We start from the raw sequence: 18325 nt of genomic DNA on the forward strand, positions 1-18325 counted from the left end.
CGCTCTGCTTCGTAGGCCGCCCGTCGGCGCGGACGCCTGAGTGGCGGGCGCCCACGATTGCGGTCCGGAGCCTTCGCTCCGGACTTCCCCTTCGTCATCTTCGTCCAGGCCTGCGGCCTTCCCTTCAGATTCCCTCGGGCGCATCGAGGTTGCCCGCCACTCAGGCGCCCGCACCGACGGGCTACTTGAATCTTGGTTTGGTGCGCTGCTAGAGCCGTGGTCTGGGACGACTCTTGTATTGCCCGCCATTCTCGGCCGCGCGGGCGGCCGAGAATGGCATACGTGATTCCTTGAATTTCAATTGTGTTCGCTTGCGCGAATGCGGTGAGCCGTTGACTAATGGTCGCCAGCCCATGGGGGATGGGCGGTGATGGGTGGCGCGCGATGGCGAACCGCTTGCGCATGCCGACCGTCACGCGCGCCACCCATCCGGCACTGGGGTTGAAATGACGATTGTTGGCCTACCGACCTGCTTCGGCGCCCTACGTACCAAAATTCACCAACCACCAGTTGCACTCCCCAACAGCGCGCAGCGTCATCACGCCACGCAAGACACCGCGTAAGCCCCAAAAGGCCGCCCGCGCGGCCGGCCTGGGGCGGGCCCCGCAAGACACGCCAACTTCCCACCGCCCGTGGCCAGAACGCCAAGCACGCCGGCCGTCCCTGCGCCCGTGAAGATTCATCCGACGCGACAGGCGTCTTAAGAACCAAGCCCGCGCCCGCATCAAGACCCACAGAACCTCCACAGCCCTATAAACTCCCCCGAAAGCAACAAAAGACACGGAGATCAAACATGCGCATTTTGCTGGTCGAGGACAATCTCGATCTCGGCGATGCCGTGGAAAGCAAGCTGCGTTTTGCCGGCCACAGCGTGCAATGGGTGCGCGACGGCGTGGCGGCGCTGCGTTGGGGCTTGGACGAGACCTGGGATGCCCTGGTGCTGGACATCAATCTGCCCGGCAAAGATGGTTTCACCGTCATCCGCGAACTGCGCGCCGCCGGGCTGGAAGCCCCCGTGCTGGTCATGACCGCGCGCGCCGAAATCGAAGACAAGATCGACATGCTGGACCTGGGCGCCGACGACTATCTGGTCAAGCCCTTCGATCTGCGCGAACTTGAAGCCCGGCTGCGGGCGCTGATGCGCCGCCCCGCTGGCCAGACCAGCAGCGTCACCGTCTACGGCAACCTCAGCCTGGACCTTGCCAACCGCAATGTCAGCGTGGCCGGCGCGCCGCTGGAGCTGGGGCGGCGTGAATTCCGGCTGCTGGAGATCCTGCTAGGCAAGCTGGGCCAGACCGTCGCCAAGGAACGGCTGATGAACCAGCTCTTCGACCTGGACGACGGCACCCTCAATGCGCTGGAGCTGCTGATATCGCGGCTGCGCAAGAAGCTGACGGGCGCCTCGATCGATATCGTCACCGTGCGCGGCGTCGGCTATCAGGCCCGCAGCCATGAAGAACCCTGAGAACTTTTCCATCCGCCGCCGCGTCTTGGCGCTGGGGGTGCTGCTGCTGGCCTGCGCGCTGATCGGGCTGGTGTTCTTCCTGCGCGGCTACGCGCAGCGCGCGGCGGAACAGGCTTTCGACCGGCTGCTGGCGGCCTCGGCGCTGACCATTGCCGGCTCGGTGCAGATCGAAGACAACAACGTCACCGTCGAACCGCCGGTGTCCTCGCTGGCCATGCTGTCCGGCGGCGAGCGGGTGTTCTACGAAGCCCGCACCTCGAACGGCCGCCTCATCACCGGCTATGACGACCTGGCGCCCGGCATGCCCCTGGCGCAGTCGGCCACGCCGGTGTTCGCCTATCTGCGCTATCACGACGAACCTGTCCGCGTCGCCACCGTGGGCCGGCTGGTGTCCGCCAGCCAACATGCCGGCTGGGTCACGGTGCGCGTGGCCGAGACGCTGGGGTCGCGCGAAGCGCTGGCCGACGAGATCCTGGGACGTACCGCGCTGCCGCTGGTGGTGGTGTCCCTGGTGGCGCTGGGCCTGCTGTGGTTCGGCGTGCAGCGGGCCTTCGCGCCGCTGGCGGTGGTGGAGCGCGAGTTGCGCAGCCGCGCGCCCGACGACCTGGCGCCGCTGGTGACGCCCGTGCCGCGCGAAGTGCGGCGGCTGGTCGAAGCGCTGAACGCCTTCATGCAGCGCCTGTCCGGCGTCATGGGTACGCTCAACACCCTGGTGGCGGACGCCGCCCACCAGGTCCGTACGCCGCTGGCCTCGCTGCGCGCTCAAGCCGAAGTCGCCCTGGAGGAAACCGATCAGCAGAGGCTGCACGCGCGCCTCGAACGCATCCATCTGAACGCCACCCATGCCAGCCAGTTGATCAACCAGCTGCTGATGGACGCCACCATCACGCACCGCCTGGGCAAGGGATCGCGCACGCTGGTGGGCGTGGCCGAGACCGTCAACGAAACGCGCCGCCGCATCGGTCCGCTGGAAACGCAGCGGCTGCGCATCGAGATCGCGCCCGAAGTCCGCCGCGCCCGCATCGCCGGCGACCGCGTCGCCTTGCGCGAGATGCTGCGCAACCTGGTGGACAACGCCCTGCGCTATGCGCCCGACGGCCCCGTGGACATCCAGGCCACGCCCGTGGCGGGCTTTCGCGTTGCGCTCACCGTGTCGGACCGCGGGCCAGGCGTGGCCGACGACGAAAAGGACGCCGTGCAGCAGCGCTTCACCCGCGGCCGCGCCGGCGAAACACAGCCTGGGTCGGGGCTGGGGCTGTCCATCGTGCGCTCGGTGGCTGCCGCCCACGGCGGTTCGCTCTGGCTGCAAGACCGTCCGGGCGGCGGCCTGACGGCGCGCGTGATCCTGCCGCTGGCGCGTTCCGCGCCGGGACGCGCGGCAGCCGCCTGCCTGGGCGCGTTGTGCATGGCGGGCCTGCTGCTGGCCTCGGCCCCCGCCGAGGTACGCGCCGCCGACATCGCGGCAATCGTCACCCGCTACCCCGCGCCGCAGCCCACGTCCCGCGTCCTGACCATCGCCGGCCCCACGGATACGCCGGTGGTCGCGCCGCTGATCCAGGGCTTCCAGTCGCAACGGCCGGACGTCACCGTGGTGTACCGCGAGATGGGCAGCCGCGAACTCTACGAAGCCGCCATCGCCGGGCAGTTGAAGGATGTGGACGTGCTGATGAGTTCGGCCTCGGACCTGCAGATCCGGCTGGCCAACGACGGCTATGCGATGAGCTATTCCTCGCCCTATGCCGCCAAGCTGCCCTCCTGGGCCATCTGGCGCCACGAGGTCTACGGTTTCACCTTCGAGCCGGCCGTCATCGTCTACAACCCCAAGCGCTATACCGAAGCCACCGTGCCGCGCTCGCGCCAGGACCTGCTGCGCCTGCTGGAACGCGACGCCGCGAAGCTGCGCGGCCGCATCGGCACCTATGACATCGCGACCAGCAGCGTGGGCTATCTGCTGGCCGAACAGGACGAGCTGGTGTCGTCGAACTTCTGGGGGCTGGCCAACGCCATGGGCCAGGCTGGCGTGCGCCTGTCGGCCACCAGCGCCGAGATCCTGGACGCCATCGAGAGCGACCAGATCGACATCGGCTACAACATCCTCGGCTCCTACGCGCTGTCGCGACAGGCGGCGGGCGCGCCCATCGGCGTGGTCTTTCCGCAGGACTACGTGCTGGTGCTGGCGCGCTCGGTGCTGATCGCGCGCACCGCGCCCAGCCCGGAACTGGGCCGCGCGCTGGTGGACTGGCTGCTGTCTCCGGCCGGCCAGCAGGTGGCGTCCAGCCATGCCGCGCTGGGTTCCATCATGGAGGACACCCCCGGGCGCTGGACCTCCGAAGCGGTGCTGGCGCGCTCCCAGGGCATCGTGCAGCCAGTGGTGCTGAGCCCGGCCCTGCTGGTCGGCCTGGACCAGCGCCGCCATTCGCGCTTCGTGCAGAACTGGATCCGGCTGGTGACCGACACACCCGCGCGGCCGTAACGTTTTTGGGCGCGCCGCGCCCACCCCGCCCAGGGATTTCCCCTAGTCGCGTCCCGCCGCCATGACAGGACGACGACAGACGCCGGCTCCTAAGATGCCCGCAAGCTGGACACGGATCCCGCTCCAACCACAAGACTCATCGGAGACACACCCATGCTTGCCAAGTCCCAACTGGCGGCCGCCTGCGCCGCTGCATTCGCCCTTGCCGCCGGCAGCGCCTTTGCGCAGCAAGTGCCGGCCGGCTATCCGGCCGACTACCAGAAGATCCTGGACGGCGCCAAGAAGGAAGGCAAGGTCGTCATCTATTCGACCACCGACACCAAGGCCGCCGGCCCCGTCATCAAGGGCTTCGAAGCGCTGTACCCGGGCATCAAGGTCGAATACAACGACATGAACAGCACCGAACTCTACAACCGCTACATCAGCGAGCAGGCGGCCGGCGGCACCAGCGGCGACGTCGTCTGGAGTTCGTCGATGGACTCGGCCCTGAAGCTGGCCAGCGACTACGCCCTGCAATACAAGTCGCCGGAAGTCGGCAAGCTGCCGGCCTGGGCGGTGTGGAAGGATTCGGCCTACGGCACCACCTATGAACCGGCCGTGTTCATCTACAACAAGCGCCTGATCCCCGCCGCCGAGGTGCCCACCACGCACGGCGCCCTGGCCAAGCTGATCGCCAGCCAGCCGGACAAGTTCAAGAACAAGGTCACCACCTACGACATCGAGAAGTCGGCCGTGGGCTTCATGCTGGCGGTGCAGGACAAGGTCAACGACCCCAAGTACTTCGAGACGCTCAAGGGCATCGCCGCAGGCGGCCTGATCGTGCAATCGTCCACCGGCACCATGATGGAACGCGTGTCCTCCGGCGAAAACCTGATCGGCTACAACATCCTGGGTTCCTACGCCGAAACGCGCGCCAAGAGCGACCCGTCGCTGGGCGTGGCCTACCCGACCGACTACGCGCTGGTTCTGTCGCGCGTGGCCTTCATCAGCAAGAAGGCCAAGAACCGCAATGCCGCCAAGCTGTGGATGGACTACCTGCTGTCGCAGAAGGGCCAGACCATCCTGGCGAACCAGGCCGACCTGGCCTCCGTGCGCGACGACATCGAAGGCGACAACGACGTCGACGGCATGACCAAGAAGCTGGGCGCCTCGCTCAAGCCGATCCCGGTCAACGAAACGCTGCTGGACTACCTGGAGCAGAACAAGCGCCTGCAGTTCATCAAGGACTGGCGCGCCGCGGCAGGCAAGTAATGCCGCGCAGCCCGGAGCCACGGTTCCGGGCCGCCTCGCGCGCAGAGGACGGCGGCGCGCCGCCGTCCGCCTGACCGCCGCCGGGGCGGTCGCCCCCGACCCGGCCGCGCGACCTCCGCGCCATTCAAGAACACAGGATTCCCCATGCAGTCATTGCGCTCGAAATGGCAGTCCCTGCCCCGCGGCGTGGTGGTGCTGATCACGGCTTTGGCCATCTATGTGCCGCTGTCGTTCATCATCATCCAGAGCTTTCTGTCCGCGCCCTTTTTCTCGCCGTCCAAGGTCTTCAGCCTGGACGCGTTCCGCTTCATCTTTGCGGATCCCGATTTCTACAAGGCCCTGAAAAGCGGCTTCATCCTGGCCTTCGGCCTGGCCGTCATCGCCATCCCGCTGGGCGGCATGCTGGCCTTCCTGATGATACGCACGGACCTGCCCGGCCGCCGCTGGATCGAGCCGCTGATCCTGGTGCCGGTGTTCGTGTCGCCCATGGTGCTGGGCTTCGGCTACGTGGTGGCGGCGGGTCCGGTCGGCTTTTTCTCGACCTGGGCGCAAAACATCCTGGGCTTCGTGCCCTGGAACGTCTATTCGCTGACCAGCATCGTCATCATCGCCGGCCTGACCCACGTGCCGCACGCCTACCTGTACATCTCATCGGCGCTGCGCAGCATGGGTTCCGACGTCGAGGAAGCCGCGCGCGTGTCCGGCGCCTCGCCGCTGCGCGTGATGGTGTCGGTCAGCCTGCCCATGGTGCGCCCGGCCATGCTGTACGCCACCGTGCTGCTGTTCTTCCTGGGCCTGGAAGTATTCGGCCTGGTGCTGGTGCTGGGCGATCCGGAAGGCAACCTGGTGCTGGCGACGTATCTGTACAAGCTCACCAACAAGCTGGGTATCCCGTCCTATCACCTGATGGCCGCCGTGGCCGTGGTGCTGATCTGCATGACGATTCCGCTGGTGATGCTGCAGCGCCGCCTGATGCGTACCGCCAACCGCTTCGTCACGGTCAAGGGCAAGGCCTCGCGCGCCCGCGCCCTGCCGCTGGGCAAGTGGCGCTGGGTGGCCGGCGCAGTGGTGGCGTTCTGGCTGCTGGTGACCATCGTGGTGCCGCTGTTGGGCGTGCTGCTGCGTGCGTTCGTGTCCAACTGGGGCATGGGCGTGTCGCTGCTGGACGTGCTGTCGCTGGACGCGTTCCGCACCGTGTTCTCGCAGCCCAACCTGATGCGCGCCATCGTCAACTCGGTGGCCATCGGCGTGTTCGGCGGCGCGCTGGCCGTGTTCTGCTACATGTTCGTGGGCCTGGCCATGCACCGCAAGCCGGACAACGTCACCCGCTTCATGGACTACAGCGTGCTGGTGCCGCGCGCGGTGCCGGGCCTCCTGGCCGGCCTGGCGTTCCTGTGGGTGTTTCTGTTCGTGCCGATGTGGCTGGACAACGCCCTGGACGAAGGTGGCTGGCTGTCGGCCCTGCCCTTCGCGGAATGGCTGCGCGAGAACTTCATCGAATGGCTGCGCGCCATGCGCAGCACCATCTTCAGCGTGTGGCTGGCCTACACGGTGGTGTGGATGGCCTATGGCCTGCGGCTGATTTCCTCGACCTTGCTGCAAGTAGGTCCGGAACTGGAAGAAGCCGCCCGCAGCGCCGGCGCGCGCCGCGGCCAAGTCACCCGCCACGTCACGGTGCCGCTGGCCAAGTACGGCCTGATCGGTTCCTGGCTGCTGATGTTCCTGATCTTCGAGCGCGAGTACTCCACCGGCGTCTATCTGCTGTCGCCCGGCACCGAAACCATCGGCTCCATGCTGGTGTCGCTGTGGGCCTCGGGCGCCATCGACATCGTGGCCGCGCTTTCCTTCATCAATATCGTTCTGGTCGTGATCGGCCTGGGCGTCGCCCTGCGATTCGGAGTCAAACTTCATGATTGAGCTTTCTGTAGAAGACCTGCACCTGGATTACGGCGACAACCCGGTGCTCAAGGGCGTGTCGATGCAACTGCGCCAAGGCGAAGTGGTGTCGCTGCTGGGCCCCTCGGGCAGCGGCAAGACCACGCTGCTGCGCGCCGTGGCCGGCCTGGAAGGTCCCAAGCGCGGCCGCATCACCATCGGCGAACGCGTCGTCTACGACGGCGCAGCGAAGAAGGAGATCCCGGCCGAGGAGCGCAACCTGGGCCTGGTGTTCCAGTCCTACGCGCTGTGGCCGCACAAGACCGTGTTCGAGAACGTGGCCTACCCGCTCAAGCTGCGCAAGGTGCCCGGCGCCGAGGTGCGCGAACGCGTGCAGGCCGTGCTGGACCAGCTGGGCCTGGGCAAGCTGGGCCAGCGCCATCCGCACGCCCTGTCCGGCGGCCAGCAGCAGCGCGTGGCCATCGGCCGGGCGCTGGTGTACAGCCCGCCGGTCATCCTGCTGGACGAACCGCTGTCCAACCTGGACGCCAAGCTGCGCGAGGAGGCCCGCGCCTTCCTGCGCGAGCTGATCATCCGGCTGGGCCTGTCGGCCTTGATGGTGACGCATGACCAGAGCGAAGCCATGGCGATTTCGGACCGCATCCTGCTGCTGAACAACGGCAAGATCGAACAACAGGGCACGCCGCAGGAGATGTACGGTTCCCCGTCCACCCTGTTCACCGCCGAATTCATGGGCAGCAACAACCGGCTGGACGGCAAGGTCACCGAGGTTCGCGACGGCCAGGCCCGCATCGAAGGGCGCGGCTGGTCGCTGTGGGGCAAGGCCAGCCCGGGGGTGGCCCAGGGCCAGGACGGCACCGCCGTCATCCGGGTGGAGCAAGTGCGGCTGGCGGACGACCCCGACGGCAACCACGTGGACATGCCGCTGCTGACCAGCATGTATCTGGGCGACCGCTGGGAGTACCTGTTCCGCACCCCCGACGCCGACCCGGCCCATACCCTGGCCCTGCGCGCCTATGACCCCGAAGGCCGCGAGCCCGGCCCTTGCCGGCTGTCGCTGCCGGCCAGCAAGGTCTGGGTCTTTCCCCGCACGGCCGCCTGAAGCGCCGTCCGGATTCCGCCCCGGGGGCTATTGCAGACCCGGGGCCAGGGCTTACGCACGTCAGGCCTAGGCTTTCCGTGTGAACCGCCACGGGTGCCCGGCGGACCTGGACTCGCTCTACAATGCGCAGGTGCAACGCCTCGCTGATTCCTCCTCCTCGCTGAGCCGTTACCTGCGGTGGCTGGGCGCACCCGCCCAGCATTACCTGCGCATCGGCATCGCGATATCGCTGTTGGTGCACGCCGGCGCCCTGGCGTGGCGCTTCGGCGCGCCCGCGCTCTCGCGCCCGCCAGTCACCAGCCTGGAAGTCGTGCTGCTCAATGCCCGCAGCGAAACGCCACCGGAAACGCCGCGCGCGCAGGCCCAGAACCAGATGACTGGCGGCGGCAACGCCGAGCGCGGCATGTCCACCACCCCGCTGCCCCGCACCGGCGAATCGGCCGAAACCATCGTGCTGGAGGCCATGCGGCGCCGCCAGGTGCAATTGGAAGCCGAACAGACCCGCCTGATGACGCAGCTGCGCGCCGCCGACAAGGCAGGCGCCGAGCGCCAGGCCGTCAACCCCTGGCCCGACGGCGCCGACCTCGGCCGCGACGCCGAGGACCAGGCCAGCGTCATCCAGAGCGCCCAGGTGGCCGCGCTGGCGGCGCGAGTCCAGCAATACAGCGCCGAACCGCGCAAGCAGTTCGTCGCGCCTTCCGCCGAGGCCTCGCGCTACGCCGCCTACCTGGACGCCTGGCGCACCCGCATCGAAACGGTCGGCACCCAACATTACCCGGACGAGGCCCGCGGCCGCATCTACGGATCCCTGCGCATCACGGTGTCGGTACGCGCCGACGGCAGCATCGCCAATGTCGAGATCGACCAGCCCTCGCCGCACGCCGTGCTGAACCAGGCGGCCCGCCGCATCGTCCAGCTGGCCGCTCCCTTCCCGCCGTTCCCGCCCGATATCGCGCGCGACACGGACGTGCTGGTCATCACCCGCACCTGGCATTTCGTCAACGACACCCTGGAAACACAAGCCCCATGACCGAGGCGCCCCCTCTCGCCAGATACGCCGTCATCGGCAACCCCATCGCGCACAGCCGCTCACCCCAGATCCACGCCATGTTTGCCGAGCAGACCGGCAAGCCGCTGCGCTACGAGCGCCTGCTGGCCCCGGTGGACGGCTTTGCCGAGGCGGTCGCCGCCTTCGTCGCCGAGGGCGGGCTGGGCCTGAACGTAACGGTGCCCTTCAAGCTGGACGCCTACACCCTGGCCGCCGGCCGCCTGTCCAGCCGCGCCCGCCTGGCCGGCGCGGTCAACACCCTGTCCTGGCGCGACGGCGCCTGGCATGGCTGCAATACCGACGGCGTGGGCCTGGTGTCGGACCTGCTGCGCCTGGGCGTGCGCCTCACCGGGGCGTCCGTGCTGCTGGTCGGCGCGGGCGGCGCAGCGCGCGGCGTGCTGCAGCCGCTGGCCGAGGCCGGCTGCGCCCGCATCCACATCGTCAACCGCACCGCATCCAAGGCGGAAGAACTGGCTGCCTCCTGGCACGAGAGCGGCGTGTCGCCGCAGACGGCTGTCACGGGCGGCAGCCTGGCGGACGCCGCCCTGGCTGGCGGCTGGAACCTGGTCATCAACGCCACCGCCAGCGGCCTGCAGAACGCCGCCCCGGACCTGCCCCCGGGCCTCTACGCGCCCGGCGCCGCCGCCTACGACATGATGTACGGCGCCCAGCCCACCGCCTTCATGCAGCAGGCCCAAGCCGACGGCGCCGCCCTCACGGCCGACGGCCTGGGCATGCTGGTGGGCCAGGCGGCCGAAAGCTTCTACATCTGGCATGGCGTGCGTCCCGACCCCGCCCCGGTGCTGGCCGCGCTGCGCGAGGCCCTCAAGGCCGGGCAATAGACCGCATGGCGACGCGCAAGGGCCGCTCCTGGTTCCGGATCATCAGTGGCGCGCTGATGGCGCTGGTGTGCCTGGTGCTGCTCTACCAGTTCTGGCTGTTCGCCCAGGTGGTTTGGTACAACTATCGCCCCCCGGGCAGCAGCGCGATCATGCGCGAGGAACGCTCCCGCCTGAGCGACGGCAACCCCGATTTCGAGCTGAAGTACGAATGGGTGCCCTACGACAAGATCAACCGCAACCTCAAACGCGCGGTGGTGGCATCCGAGGACTCCAACTTCACCGAGCACGACGGCGTCGAGTGGGACGCCATCCGCAAGGCCTGGGAATACAACCAGAAGCAGCAGGAAGCCGGCCGCAGCAAGATGCGCGGCGGCTCCACCATCACCCAGCAGCTGGCCAAGAACCTGTTTCTGTCCAGTTCCCGCAGCTATATCCGCAAGGGCCAGGAACTCGTCCTGACCTACATGATCGAACACGTCATGAGCAAGGAGCGGATCCTGGAGCTGTATCTGAACGTGGCCGAATGGGGCGAAGGCGTATTCGGCGCCCAGGCTGCCGCCAAGCACTATTTCAATACTTCCGCCGCCAACCTCGGGGCCAGCCAGTCGGCCCGGCTGGCGGCCATGCTGCCCAACCCGCGCTTCTATGACGCCCACCGCAATACCCGGTACCTGAACTCCCGGGTCGGCGTCCTGACGCGGCGAATGCAGATGGTCGACATTCCCTGACACGGATCCGGCGCTCCGGCCCCCACCCTCGGCGGCGGGATTTGTTAAGCTTTCGGGTTTAGGCGTTCCTCCATTTCTTCATGCGTACCGCACGTCGCTACCTGGCCCGCGAGATCTATCGCTCTTGCGCAGTGGTCCTCATGGCCCTGCTGGGCCTTTTCACGTTCTTCGCGCTGGTGGACGATCTGGACAACGTCGGCGACAAGTTCTCCATGATGGCCCTGCTGTACATGCAGGCGCTGGCGATCCCGACCCGTCTCTACGACCTGCTTCCCATCGGCCTGCTGATCGGCGCCATTCTGGCGCTGGCGGGCCTGGCCCAGCGCAACGAGCTGGTCATCCTGCGGGTGTCCGGCGTCAGCGGCATGAAGCTGCTGCGCATGCTCTGGATCGTCACGATTCCGCTGATGATAGGCGCGGCCCTGCTGTCCGAGTACGTCACGCCCTGGGCCGAAATCAAATCCGGCGAGGCCAACCTGCTGTTCCGCGGCAAGGCCGGCGGCGACCGCCTCAAGAGCGGCTACTGGTTCAAGGAACCCACCGCCGACGGCGGGACCCGCATCATCAACATCGGCGAACTCAAGGGCGACGGCCAGGTCAGCTCCGTCATCCTTTACGAGTTCAAGAAAGACCTGACGCTGTCCGCCCTGTCCACCGCGCCGACCGGCCTGTTCACCCGCGGCGATCTGCTGCTCAAGGACGTCACCGAAACCCGGCTGGACGACGAAGCCGCCGACGCGCTGGCCAACGCGCGTCCGCCCAAGCACCCGCCCGCCACCGTGGTCAAGGTCCCCGAGCGCAATATCGACACCACCCTCAGCGCCGAACGCCTGCTGGCCCGCGTGCTGACGCCTGAACGCATGTCCATCGCCACGCTGCTGGACTATGTGGATTATTTGCGCAACAACCAGCTGCAATATGGTCGACAGGTAGTCGCCTTGTGGCGCAAACTGGCGTATCCGTTCACCCTGCTGGTCATGATCACCATTGCCGCTCCGATCGGCCTGATGCAAACGCGCCGCGGCGGCGTAGGCGCCAAGGTCTTCATCGGCATCCTGCTCGGCGTGGGCTTCTTCATGCTGAACCAGCTGGCCCTGAACGTGGGCATGCTGGGCAAATGGCCAGCCTGGCTGACCGCCCTGGGTCCGAACATCGGCGCCATGATCGTGGCGTTGGGCGCCATGAGCTACATGGAGTACCGCCACACCATCACGCGGATCGTGCAACAACGTTGGCCTTGGAGCAAAAGTCCCGCATGAACGGCAGTATCTGGATGATCGGCGACGTGCAGGGCTGCTGCTCGCCGCTGGATCGCTTGCTGTCCCATCCCGAACTGGTCGGCGACCCCCAGTCGCGCTTCTGGTTCGCCGGAGATCTGGTCAACCGCGGCCCCGAGTCGCTGGAAACCCTGCGCCGCATCATCGACCTGGGCGACCGCGCGACCTCGGTGCTGGGCAACCATGACCTGCACCTGCTGGCCACGGCCGCGGGGGTGCGCAAGCCGTCCAAATCGGACACGCTCGAGGGCATCCTGCGCGCGCCGGACGCGGCCGACCTGATCAATTGGCTGCGCTTTCGCCCGCTGGCCCACTTCGAACAGAACCACCTGCTGGTGCACGCCGGCACGCTGGCCAAATGGGACGTGGCCAAGACGCTGGCGCTGGCTGGCGAAGTCCAGGACGCCCTGCGCGGACCGAACTGGCAGAAGGCGCTGCAAAAGATGTATGGCAACGAGCCTGCCACGTGGAAAGAAGACCACAAGGGCGGCAAGCGCATGCGGGTCATCATCAACGCGCTGACGCGCATCCGCCTGTGCACGCCCAACGGTCACATGGAATTCGCCACCAAGGTGACGCCGGGCGCCTGGCCTACCGGCCTGGTGCCCTGGTTCGATGTGCCCAACCGCGCCACGCGGAATGTCACGACGGTGTTCGGCCATTGGTCGACGCTGGGGCTATTGCAACGGCCAGATGTGATCTGCCTGGATACGGGGTGCGTTTGGGGCGGGTCGCTGACGGCTTTGCGGTTGCAGGATCGGAGGCTGGTGCAGGTCAAGTGTTCGCAGTTTCAGGATCCGTTGTCTGAGTAGGTTTGAGGCTTTCTCGGTCGCACTGGATGCTTCGTAGGCCGTTCCCAGTCACACGGGATGCTTCGTAGGCCGTCCCCAGTCACACGGGATGCTTCGTAGGCCGTCCCCAGTCACACGGGATGCTTCGTAGGCCGTCCCCAGTCACACGGGATGCTTCGTAGGCCGTTCCCAGTCACACGGGATGCTTCGTAGGCCGTTCCCAGTCACACGGGATGCTTCGTAGGCCGTTCCCAGTCACACGGGATGCTTCGTAGGCCGCCCGTCGGTGCGGTCGCCTGAGTGGCGGGCGCCCACGATTGCGGTCCGGAGCCTTCGCTCCGGACTGCCCCGTCGTCATCTTCGTCCAGGCCTGCGGCCTTCCCTTCAGATTCCCTCGGGCGCATCGAGGTTGCCCGCCACTCAGGCGACCGCACCGACGGGCTACTTGAATCTTGGTTTGGTGCAGCGCTGGAGCCGTGGTCGGGGACGAATCCTGAGCTGCCCGTCATTCTCGGCCGCGCGGGCGGCCGAGAATGACATACGTGATTCCTTGAATTTCAATTGTGTTCGCTTGCGCGAATGCGGTGAGCCGTTGACTAATGGTCGCCAGCTCATGGGGGATGGGCGGTGATGGGTGGCGCGCGATGGCGAACCGCTTGCGCATGCCGACCGTCGCGCGCGCCACCCATCCGGCACTGGGGTTGAAATGACGATTGTTGGCCTACCGACGCACTTCGGCGCCCTACGCACCACAATTCACCAACCTCCTGCGCGCAGCGTCATCACGCGACGCAAGACACCGCGTAAGCCCCAAAAGGCCGCCCGCGCGGCCGGCCTGGGGCGGGCCCCGCAAGACACGCCCCCAACCACTGCTCTAGCGGCGCAACAAGCCAAGACGCACGTAGTCCGTCGGCGCGGGCGGCGTGGCGGCTCGCAACCTCGATGCGCCCGAGGGAATCTGAAGGGAAGGCCGAAGGCCTGGACGAAGATGACGACGGGGCAGTCCGGAGCGAACGCTCCGGACCGCAATCGTGGGCGCGAGCCGCCACGCCGCCCGCGACGACGGACGACCTACGAAGCGCTCTAGCCTTAGCTACAGCACACTCAAAATCGCATCCCGGGCCTGATGCGAAAGCTCCAGCCGCGTAGGCAGGCTCCCGTCCGGGTGCCGCGCCGCCAACGGCGGCAGGAACACCACTTCGACGGCCAAGCCCGTCACGCCCAGCACCCGCCAGAGATTCGCGACCAAGGACTCCTCTCCCACGAACGCCGCATAGCCGCTGCGCTTGCCGTGCTGCAGGAAGCGCAAGGCCACCGGTTGGATCTCGACGGCGGCCGAACGTGCCGGTTCGAACAGGCTGGCGTGGAAGGGCAATAGCTCGAAGCCCTCGCTGGTCGTGCCTTCGGGAAACAATCCCACCGCATCGCCCTGCTTGAAGCGGGCATGCATGGATTCACCCATGGCGTGCACCGCATGCCGCTGGCCGCGTTCGATGAAGAGCGTGCCGGCGCCGGCCACCAGCCAACCGATGATCGGCCAGCTGCGGATTTCGCTCTTGGCGACGAAGGAGGTGGCGCGCGCCGAATTCAACACGAAGATGTCGATCCAGGACACGTGATTGGCCACCAGCAGCACCGGACCGGTCAGGCGCGGCCCGCCCTTGAGGACGACCCGCAGGCCACAGAAGGCCATCAGGCAGCGCGACCAGCGGCGATTCAGCCAGGCCCGTGCTTTGGGGCCGATCAGGGGATACACCAGGCCCACGCACAAGAGGCCGAAGAGAATCCAGGGCACCACGAGGAACAGCCTAAGAACAAAGCGCAGCAGCTTCAAACCGGAGTCTCCCAGGCCAGGCTGCCACCTACCACGGTGGCGCGGACGCGGCCGGGCAGCATCATACCCGCGAACGGGGTATGGCCGCTGCGGCTTTGCAGCGCGCCGGGCATCACCAGCCATTCGGCTTCCAGGTCGGCCAGGCACAGGTCTGCTGGCGCTCCCACGCCCAGATGGCCCGCGGCTGCGGCCAGTGGCGCAACGCTGGCCAGCACCGCGGCGGGGCCGCAAGTGACGCGCGCCAGCGCTTCGGCCAGGGGCCGGCGGTGATCGCGCGCCCACTTCAGGGCCAGGGACAGCAGCAGCTCCAGCCCGGTAGCGCCGGGCTCGGCCAAGGGGAACGGCACGGCTTTGGCGGCGTCGTCGATCGGATTGTGATCGGAGCACAGCGCATCGACCGTGCCGTCGGCCAATGCGGCCAGGATCGCGTCGCGGTCGCGCTGGCCGCGCAGCGGCGGGTTCAGGCGGAAGTCCGTGTTGAAGAAGCCGATGTCGACGTCGGTCAGGTGCAGGTTGTGGACGGACACGTCGGCCGTGACCGGCAAGCCCTCGCGCCGGGCGGCGCGCAGCAGTTCCAGTCCGGCGGCCGAGGACAGCCGCGTCAGGTGCACGCGCGCGCCGGTGACGCGCTGCAATTCGAAAATGGTGTGCAGCGCCACGGTTTCCGCCTGCGGCGGCAGCCCTTCGAGGCCCAGGCGCTCGGCGTAGGCGCCGCTTGCAGCCACCGCGCCCCGCGCGAGCCACGGATCCTGCGGACGCAGCCACAGCGCCAGGCCCATGCCGCCGGCATAGCGCATCGCGCCCCACAGCACGCGCGTATCGGCGATGCCCTGCTCGCCCTGCGTATAGGCCAGGCAGCCGGCCTGCGCCAGCAGGCCCATCTCGGCCAGCGTTTCGCCGGCCAGCCCCACCGTCATCGCGCCCAACGGATGGACCCGGCATTGCCCGGCCTCGGCGTGGCGCATCAGGGCCTCGGCCTTGCCGGGCTCGTCCAGCGGCGCGCCGGGATCCGGCGGCAGCACCAGCCGGGTGACGCCGCCAGCAAGCGCCGCGCGCAGTTCGGCGGCGGCAAAGGTCGCCGCGCCCGGTTGCGTAACGCGCGCGGACAGATCGATCAGGCCCGGCAGCACCGCCAGCCCGCTTGCGTCCAGGGAGCGATCCGCTTGAAAACCGTCGGGCGCGCGGCCCACGGCGACGACGCGGCCGTCGGCGATGTAGAGATCGTGCCGTCCGTCCACCGCATTGGCGGGATCGATCAGCCGGCCATTGGCGATATGCAGCCTCACGATGCGTCTCCGGTCAGCAATTCCATGGCGGCCAGGCGCAAATGCTGTTCGATATCCGCCAGCCGCGCCTCGATGGGCGCCAGGCTGGCCGACACATCGCCGTCGACCTCGATGCCGGGCGTCAGCGCGCCCGCCGGCAGCAACAGGGCATCGGCGCGGGCCGCGGCCAGGGCCTCCGGCGTCAGGCCGTAGGCCTGCGCGTATTCGCGGGCGGAAGGCAGTTGCGCGCCGCTGATCCCTTCCACATGCAAGGGCAGCGCGATGACCACGTCCGCATCCTGCAAGCCTTCGCGCAGCGTGGCGCAGGCGCGCACGCCGAGCTGCGGCAGTCCGTCAGGCAAAAGGGTGCGCGGCGCGGCGGCACGGACTTCGGGCACGCCCAGCGTGGTCATGGCATGGATGACGGAACGCGCCACGCGCGAGTGGCGGATGTCGCCCACCAGCGTCACGACCAGATTGGTCAGGTCCTGCCGCGCGTCGAGCATGGCTTGCACCAGCGCCAGCGCGGGCAAGGGATCGGCGTGGCTGCCGTCGCCCGCGTTAAGGATGCGCAGGCCTGGCGCCGCGTGCGCGGCCGCGCAATGCGCCGCGCCGCTGGCGCCATGGCGCAGCACCAGCAGGCCCGGGGCCAAGCGCGCGACGGTTGCGGCCAGCGCGTCGCCGGCCTGCGGATCCAGGGCCACCGCAGACAGCGACAAGCGCTGCGCAGCGGCGGTGCAGGCGTCGCGGTCCTGCGCGGACTCGTCGGGCAGGCACAGGAATACCGGCATCGCGGGCGATGGGCAGGCCGGCGCCGCCCCCGCGGCATCGCCGCGCGCCGCCCAGGCGCGCGCCGCGTCCAGCAGCCGTTCGACATGCCGGCGGGGCAGCCCTTCGGTGGTCAACAGGTGTATCAGTTCGCCGCGGCGATCGAGTTGCGGATTGAGCATAGGCAGTCCGGACCGCGCGCCTCAGGACGCAGGCAGGGTGTCCAGGTATCGTTGCAGGATAACGGCAGCCGCCATCGCGTCGTCGGCGGCATGGGTGCCGAGCAGGCGCTGCGCCTCCATGCTGGAACCGCGTTCGTCGACCAGTTCGACGGCCAGGCCGAAGCGGCCGTGCAGTTGGTTGGCGAAGCGGCGGCAGCGCGCGGTGGCGGGCTGTTCGCCGCCGTCGGCGTCCAGCGCCAGCCCTACCACGACGCGGTGGGGCTGCCACTCCTGCAGCAGCGCCGCGATGCGGCCGAAGCGCGCCTCGCGGACTTCGCTGAAGATGATTTCCAGCGGACGCGCCTGGCGCGTCAGCGTATTGCCGATGGCGATGCCGATCTTCTTCTCGCCAAAATCGAAGGCAAGCAGGGTCTCTTCAGGCATGTCCGGCATCGCCCGCCAGCATCACCGGATCGATGCCCAGCAGCTTCAGCGCGGCCGGATAGCGTTCCTCGGGGGGCACGTCGAAAATGATGCTGTCGTCGGCGCCCACGCTGAGCCAGGCGTTCTGCGCCATCTCGCTTTCGAGTTGGCCCGCGCCCCAGCCGGCGTAGCCCAGCGTGACCAGCATGCGGGCCGGCCCCTTGCCGTCGGCCACGGCCTGCAGCACGTCGCGCGAGGTGGTCAGCGCCATGTCGCCCAGCTTGATGCTGGAGCTGTAGTCGCCGGCCGGCGCATGCAGCACGAAACCGCGGTCGGTCTGCACCGGACCGCCAAAGAAGACCAGGGTGTCCTTCACGGGACCGATTTCGAGCGTCAGGTCGATGCGCTCGAACAGGGTGCCCAGCGTCAGGTCGGTGGGCCGGTTGATGACCAGGCCCAGCGCGCCACGTTCAGTATGTTCGCAGACATAGATGACCGAACCCGCCAGGCTGCCTTCAACCATGCCGGGCATGGCGATCAGGAATTGGTTGGCGAAATTGGCTGCCTGCGTCGCGGCGTCTTCGTGATGTTTTTCCGTCATGGCAACCCCTACATGGGTAATCTGAAAGAACCGTGGGGAGGCCGCGCGTGCCCAGCAATCATCATGCCTGGCGGCAGGTCCGGCCCACGGTTGCGAAGGATGGGGCGTAGCCCCATCTTACGAGCCTTGGCGGAATATGTCGGCGCTGTGGCCTCAGATTTCCATCAATTCGAAGTCCTCTTTGCGGGCGCCGCATTCAGGACAGACCCAGTTTGGGGGCACATCTTCCCAGCGGGTGCCGGGCGCAATGCCTTCGTCGGGCAGGCCGGCCTCTTCGTCATAGACCCAGCCGCAAATCAAACACATCCAAGTACGCATAGTTCTCTCTTACATCAATCCAGGCCCTTGCCCGGCATCAGGGCAAAGGTAAGGGGCTTCCATTAGAATGGGGACAATCTTA

At 67.8% G+C, this 18325-nt stretch carries 16 protein-coding genes; 10 read left to right on the forward strand and 6 right to left on the reverse strand.

Annotated elements, in window-relative coordinates; all coding sequences use genetic code 11:
• Positions 1–793: 793 nt before the first annotated feature.
• The 10 genes from ACZ5YA_RS19625 (at position 794) to ACZ5YA_RS19670 (ending at position 12894) form a co-directional block, all read left to right on the forward strand.
• Positions 794–1465: a response regulator transcription factor gene (locus ACZ5YA_RS19625; RefSeq protein ID WP_059374017.1), complete on the forward strand. Its 672-nt coding sequence runs from the start codon at positions 794–796 to the stop codon at positions 1463–1465.
• Entirely contained in the window at positions 1452–3938 is a 2487-nt protein-coding gene (locus ACZ5YA_RS19630) for a sensor histidine kinase (protein WP_059374018.1), read from the forward strand. Before ACZ5YA_RS19625 ends, ACZ5YA_RS19630 begins: the two co-directional genes overlap by 14 nt.
• 153 nt (positions 3939–4091) lie before the next feature.
• A complete protein-coding gene (locus tag ACZ5YA_RS19635; RefSeq protein ID WP_059374019.1) occupies positions 4092–5189 on the forward strand; it encodes an ABC transporter substrate-binding protein in 1098 nt (365 codons plus the stop codon).
• 144 nt (positions 5190–5333) lie between these two features.
• Entirely contained in the window at positions 5334–7106 is a 1773-nt protein-coding gene (locus ACZ5YA_RS19640; RefSeq protein WP_118935096.1) for an ABC transporter permease, read from the forward strand.
• A complete protein-coding gene (locus tag ACZ5YA_RS19645) occupies positions 7099–8187 on the forward strand; it encodes an ABC transporter ATP-binding protein (protein ID WP_464091115.1) in 1089 nt (362 codons plus the stop codon). The genes ACZ5YA_RS19640 and ACZ5YA_RS19645 overlap by 8 nt, the downstream gene beginning before the upstream one ends.
• 130 nt (positions 8188–8317) lie before the next feature.
• Positions 8318–9217, forward strand: a complete 900-nt coding sequence (locus ACZ5YA_RS19650; protein WP_118935099.1) for a TonB family protein — start codon at positions 8318–8320, stop codon at positions 9215–9217.
• Entirely contained in the window at positions 9214–10077 is an 864-nt protein-coding gene (aroE, locus tag ACZ5YA_RS19655; protein WP_059374022.1) for a shikimate dehydrogenase, read from the forward strand. Before ACZ5YA_RS19650 ends, aroE begins: the two co-directional genes overlap by 4 nt.
• 5 nt (positions 10078–10082) lie before the next feature.
• A complete protein-coding gene (gene mtgA / locus ACZ5YA_RS19660) occupies positions 10083–10805 on the forward strand; it encodes a monofunctional biosynthetic peptidoglycan transglycosylase (RefSeq protein WP_054458994.1) in 723 nt (240 codons plus the stop codon).
• An 80-nt stretch (positions 10806–10885) separates the two neighbouring features.
• On the forward strand, positions 10886–12064 hold the full coding sequence (lptG, locus tag ACZ5YA_RS19665; RefSeq protein ID WP_118935093.1) for an LPS export ABC transporter permease LptG: 1179 nt from the start codon (positions 10886–10888) through the stop codon (positions 12062–12064).
• Positions 12061–12894 (forward strand): symmetrical bis(5'-nucleosyl)-tetraphosphatase, encoded by an 834-nt coding sequence (locus ACZ5YA_RS19670; RefSeq protein ID WP_059374024.1) that lies wholly within the window; start codon positions 12061–12063, stop codon positions 12892–12894. The genes lptG and ACZ5YA_RS19670 overlap by 4 nt, the downstream gene beginning before the upstream one ends.
• A 1072-nt stretch (positions 12895–13966) precedes the next feature.
• On the opposite strand, the gene ACZ5YA_RS19675 is transcribed toward ACZ5YA_RS19670, so the two are convergent.
• The 6 genes from ACZ5YA_RS19675 to ACZ5YA_RS19700 all read right to left on the reverse strand — a co-directional run bounded on the left by ACZ5YA_RS19675 (position 13967) and on the right by ACZ5YA_RS19700 (position 18243).
• Positions 13967–14707 (reverse strand): lysophospholipid acyltransferase family protein, encoded by a 741-nt coding sequence (locus ACZ5YA_RS19675; RefSeq protein WP_464091116.1) that lies wholly within the window; start codon positions 14705–14707, stop codon positions 13967–13969.
• Positions 14704–15993, reverse strand: a complete 1290-nt coding sequence (locus ACZ5YA_RS19680; RefSeq protein WP_464091117.1) for a dihydroorotase — start codon at positions 15991–15993, stop codon at positions 14704–14706. The genes ACZ5YA_RS19675 and ACZ5YA_RS19680 overlap by 4 nt, the downstream gene beginning before the upstream one ends.
• Complete coding sequence (locus tag ACZ5YA_RS19685) at positions 15990–16922, reverse strand: aspartate carbamoyltransferase (protein WP_464091118.1); 933 nt, start codon at positions 16920–16922, stop codon at positions 15990–15992. Before ACZ5YA_RS19685 ends, ACZ5YA_RS19680 begins: the two co-directional genes overlap by 4 nt.
• Before the next feature lie 21 nt (positions 16923–16943).
• On the reverse strand, positions 16944–17345 hold the full coding sequence (gene ruvX / locus ACZ5YA_RS19690) for a Holliday junction resolvase RuvX (RefSeq protein ID WP_059377673.1): 402 nt from the start codon (positions 17343–17345) through the stop codon (positions 16944–16946).
• A complete protein-coding gene (locus ACZ5YA_RS19695) occupies positions 17338–17925 on the reverse strand; it encodes a YqgE/AlgH family protein (RefSeq protein WP_088138214.1) in 588 nt (195 codons plus the stop codon). Before ACZ5YA_RS19695 ends, ruvX begins: the two co-directional genes overlap by 8 nt.
• A gap of 153 nt (positions 17926–18078) precedes the next feature.
• Positions 18079–18243, reverse strand: coding sequence for a rubredoxin (locus ACZ5YA_RS19700; protein ID WP_003814980.1), 165 nt, complete (start codon positions 18241–18243; stop codon positions 18079–18081).
• Positions 18244–18325: the final 82 nt, after the last annotated feature.

Source organism: Achromobacter sp. JCM 18799 (assembly GCF_055395645.1).

Coding starts and splice junctions, on each gene's coding strand:
- ACZ5YA_RS19625 (WP_059374017.1), top strand. CDS start 794: ATGCGCATTTTGCTGGTCGAGGACAATCTCGATCTCGGCGATGCCGTG.
- ACZ5YA_RS19630 (WP_059374018.1), top strand. CDS start 1,452: ATGAAGAACCCTGAGAACTTTTCCATCCGCCGCCGCGTCTTGGCGCTG.
- ACZ5YA_RS19635 (WP_059374019.1), top strand. CDS start 4,092: ATGCTTGCCAAGTCCCAACTGGCGGCCGCCTGCGCCGCTGCATTCGCC.
- ACZ5YA_RS19640 (WP_118935096.1), top strand. CDS start 5,334: ATGCAGTCATTGCGCTCGAAATGGCAGTCCCTGCCCCGCGGCGTGGTG.
- ACZ5YA_RS19645 (WP_464091115.1), top strand. CDS start 7,099: ATGATTGAGCTTTCTGTAGAAGACCTGCACCTGGATTACGGCGACAAC.
- aroE (WP_059374022.1), top strand. CDS start 9,214: ATGACCGAGGCGCCCCCTCTCGCCAGATACGCCGTCATCGGCAACCCC.
- mtgA (WP_054458994.1), top strand. CDS start 10,083: ATGGCGACGCGCAAGGGCCGCTCCTGGTTCCGGATCATCAGTGGCGCG.
- lptG (WP_118935093.1), top strand. CDS start 10,886: ATGCGTACCGCACGTCGCTACCTGGCCCGCGAGATCTATCGCTCTTGC.
- ACZ5YA_RS19670 (WP_059374024.1), top strand. CDS start 12,061: ATGAACGGCAGTATCTGGATGATCGGCGACGTGCAGGGCTGCTGCTCG.
- ACZ5YA_RS19685 (WP_464091118.1), bottom strand. CDS start 16,922: ATGCTCAATCCGCAACTCGATCGCCGCGGCGAACTGATACACCTGTTG.
- ruvX (WP_059377673.1), bottom strand. CDS start 17,345: ATGCCTGAAGAGACCCTGCTTGCCTTCGATTTTGGCGAGAAGAAGATC.
- ACZ5YA_RS19695 (WP_088138214.1), bottom strand. CDS start 17,925: ATGACGGAAAAACATCACGAAGACGCCGCGACGCAGGCAGCCAATTTC.
- ACZ5YA_RS19700 (WP_003814980.1), bottom strand. CDS start 18,243: ATGCGTACTTGGATGTGTTTGATTTGCGGCTGGGTCTATGACGAAGAG.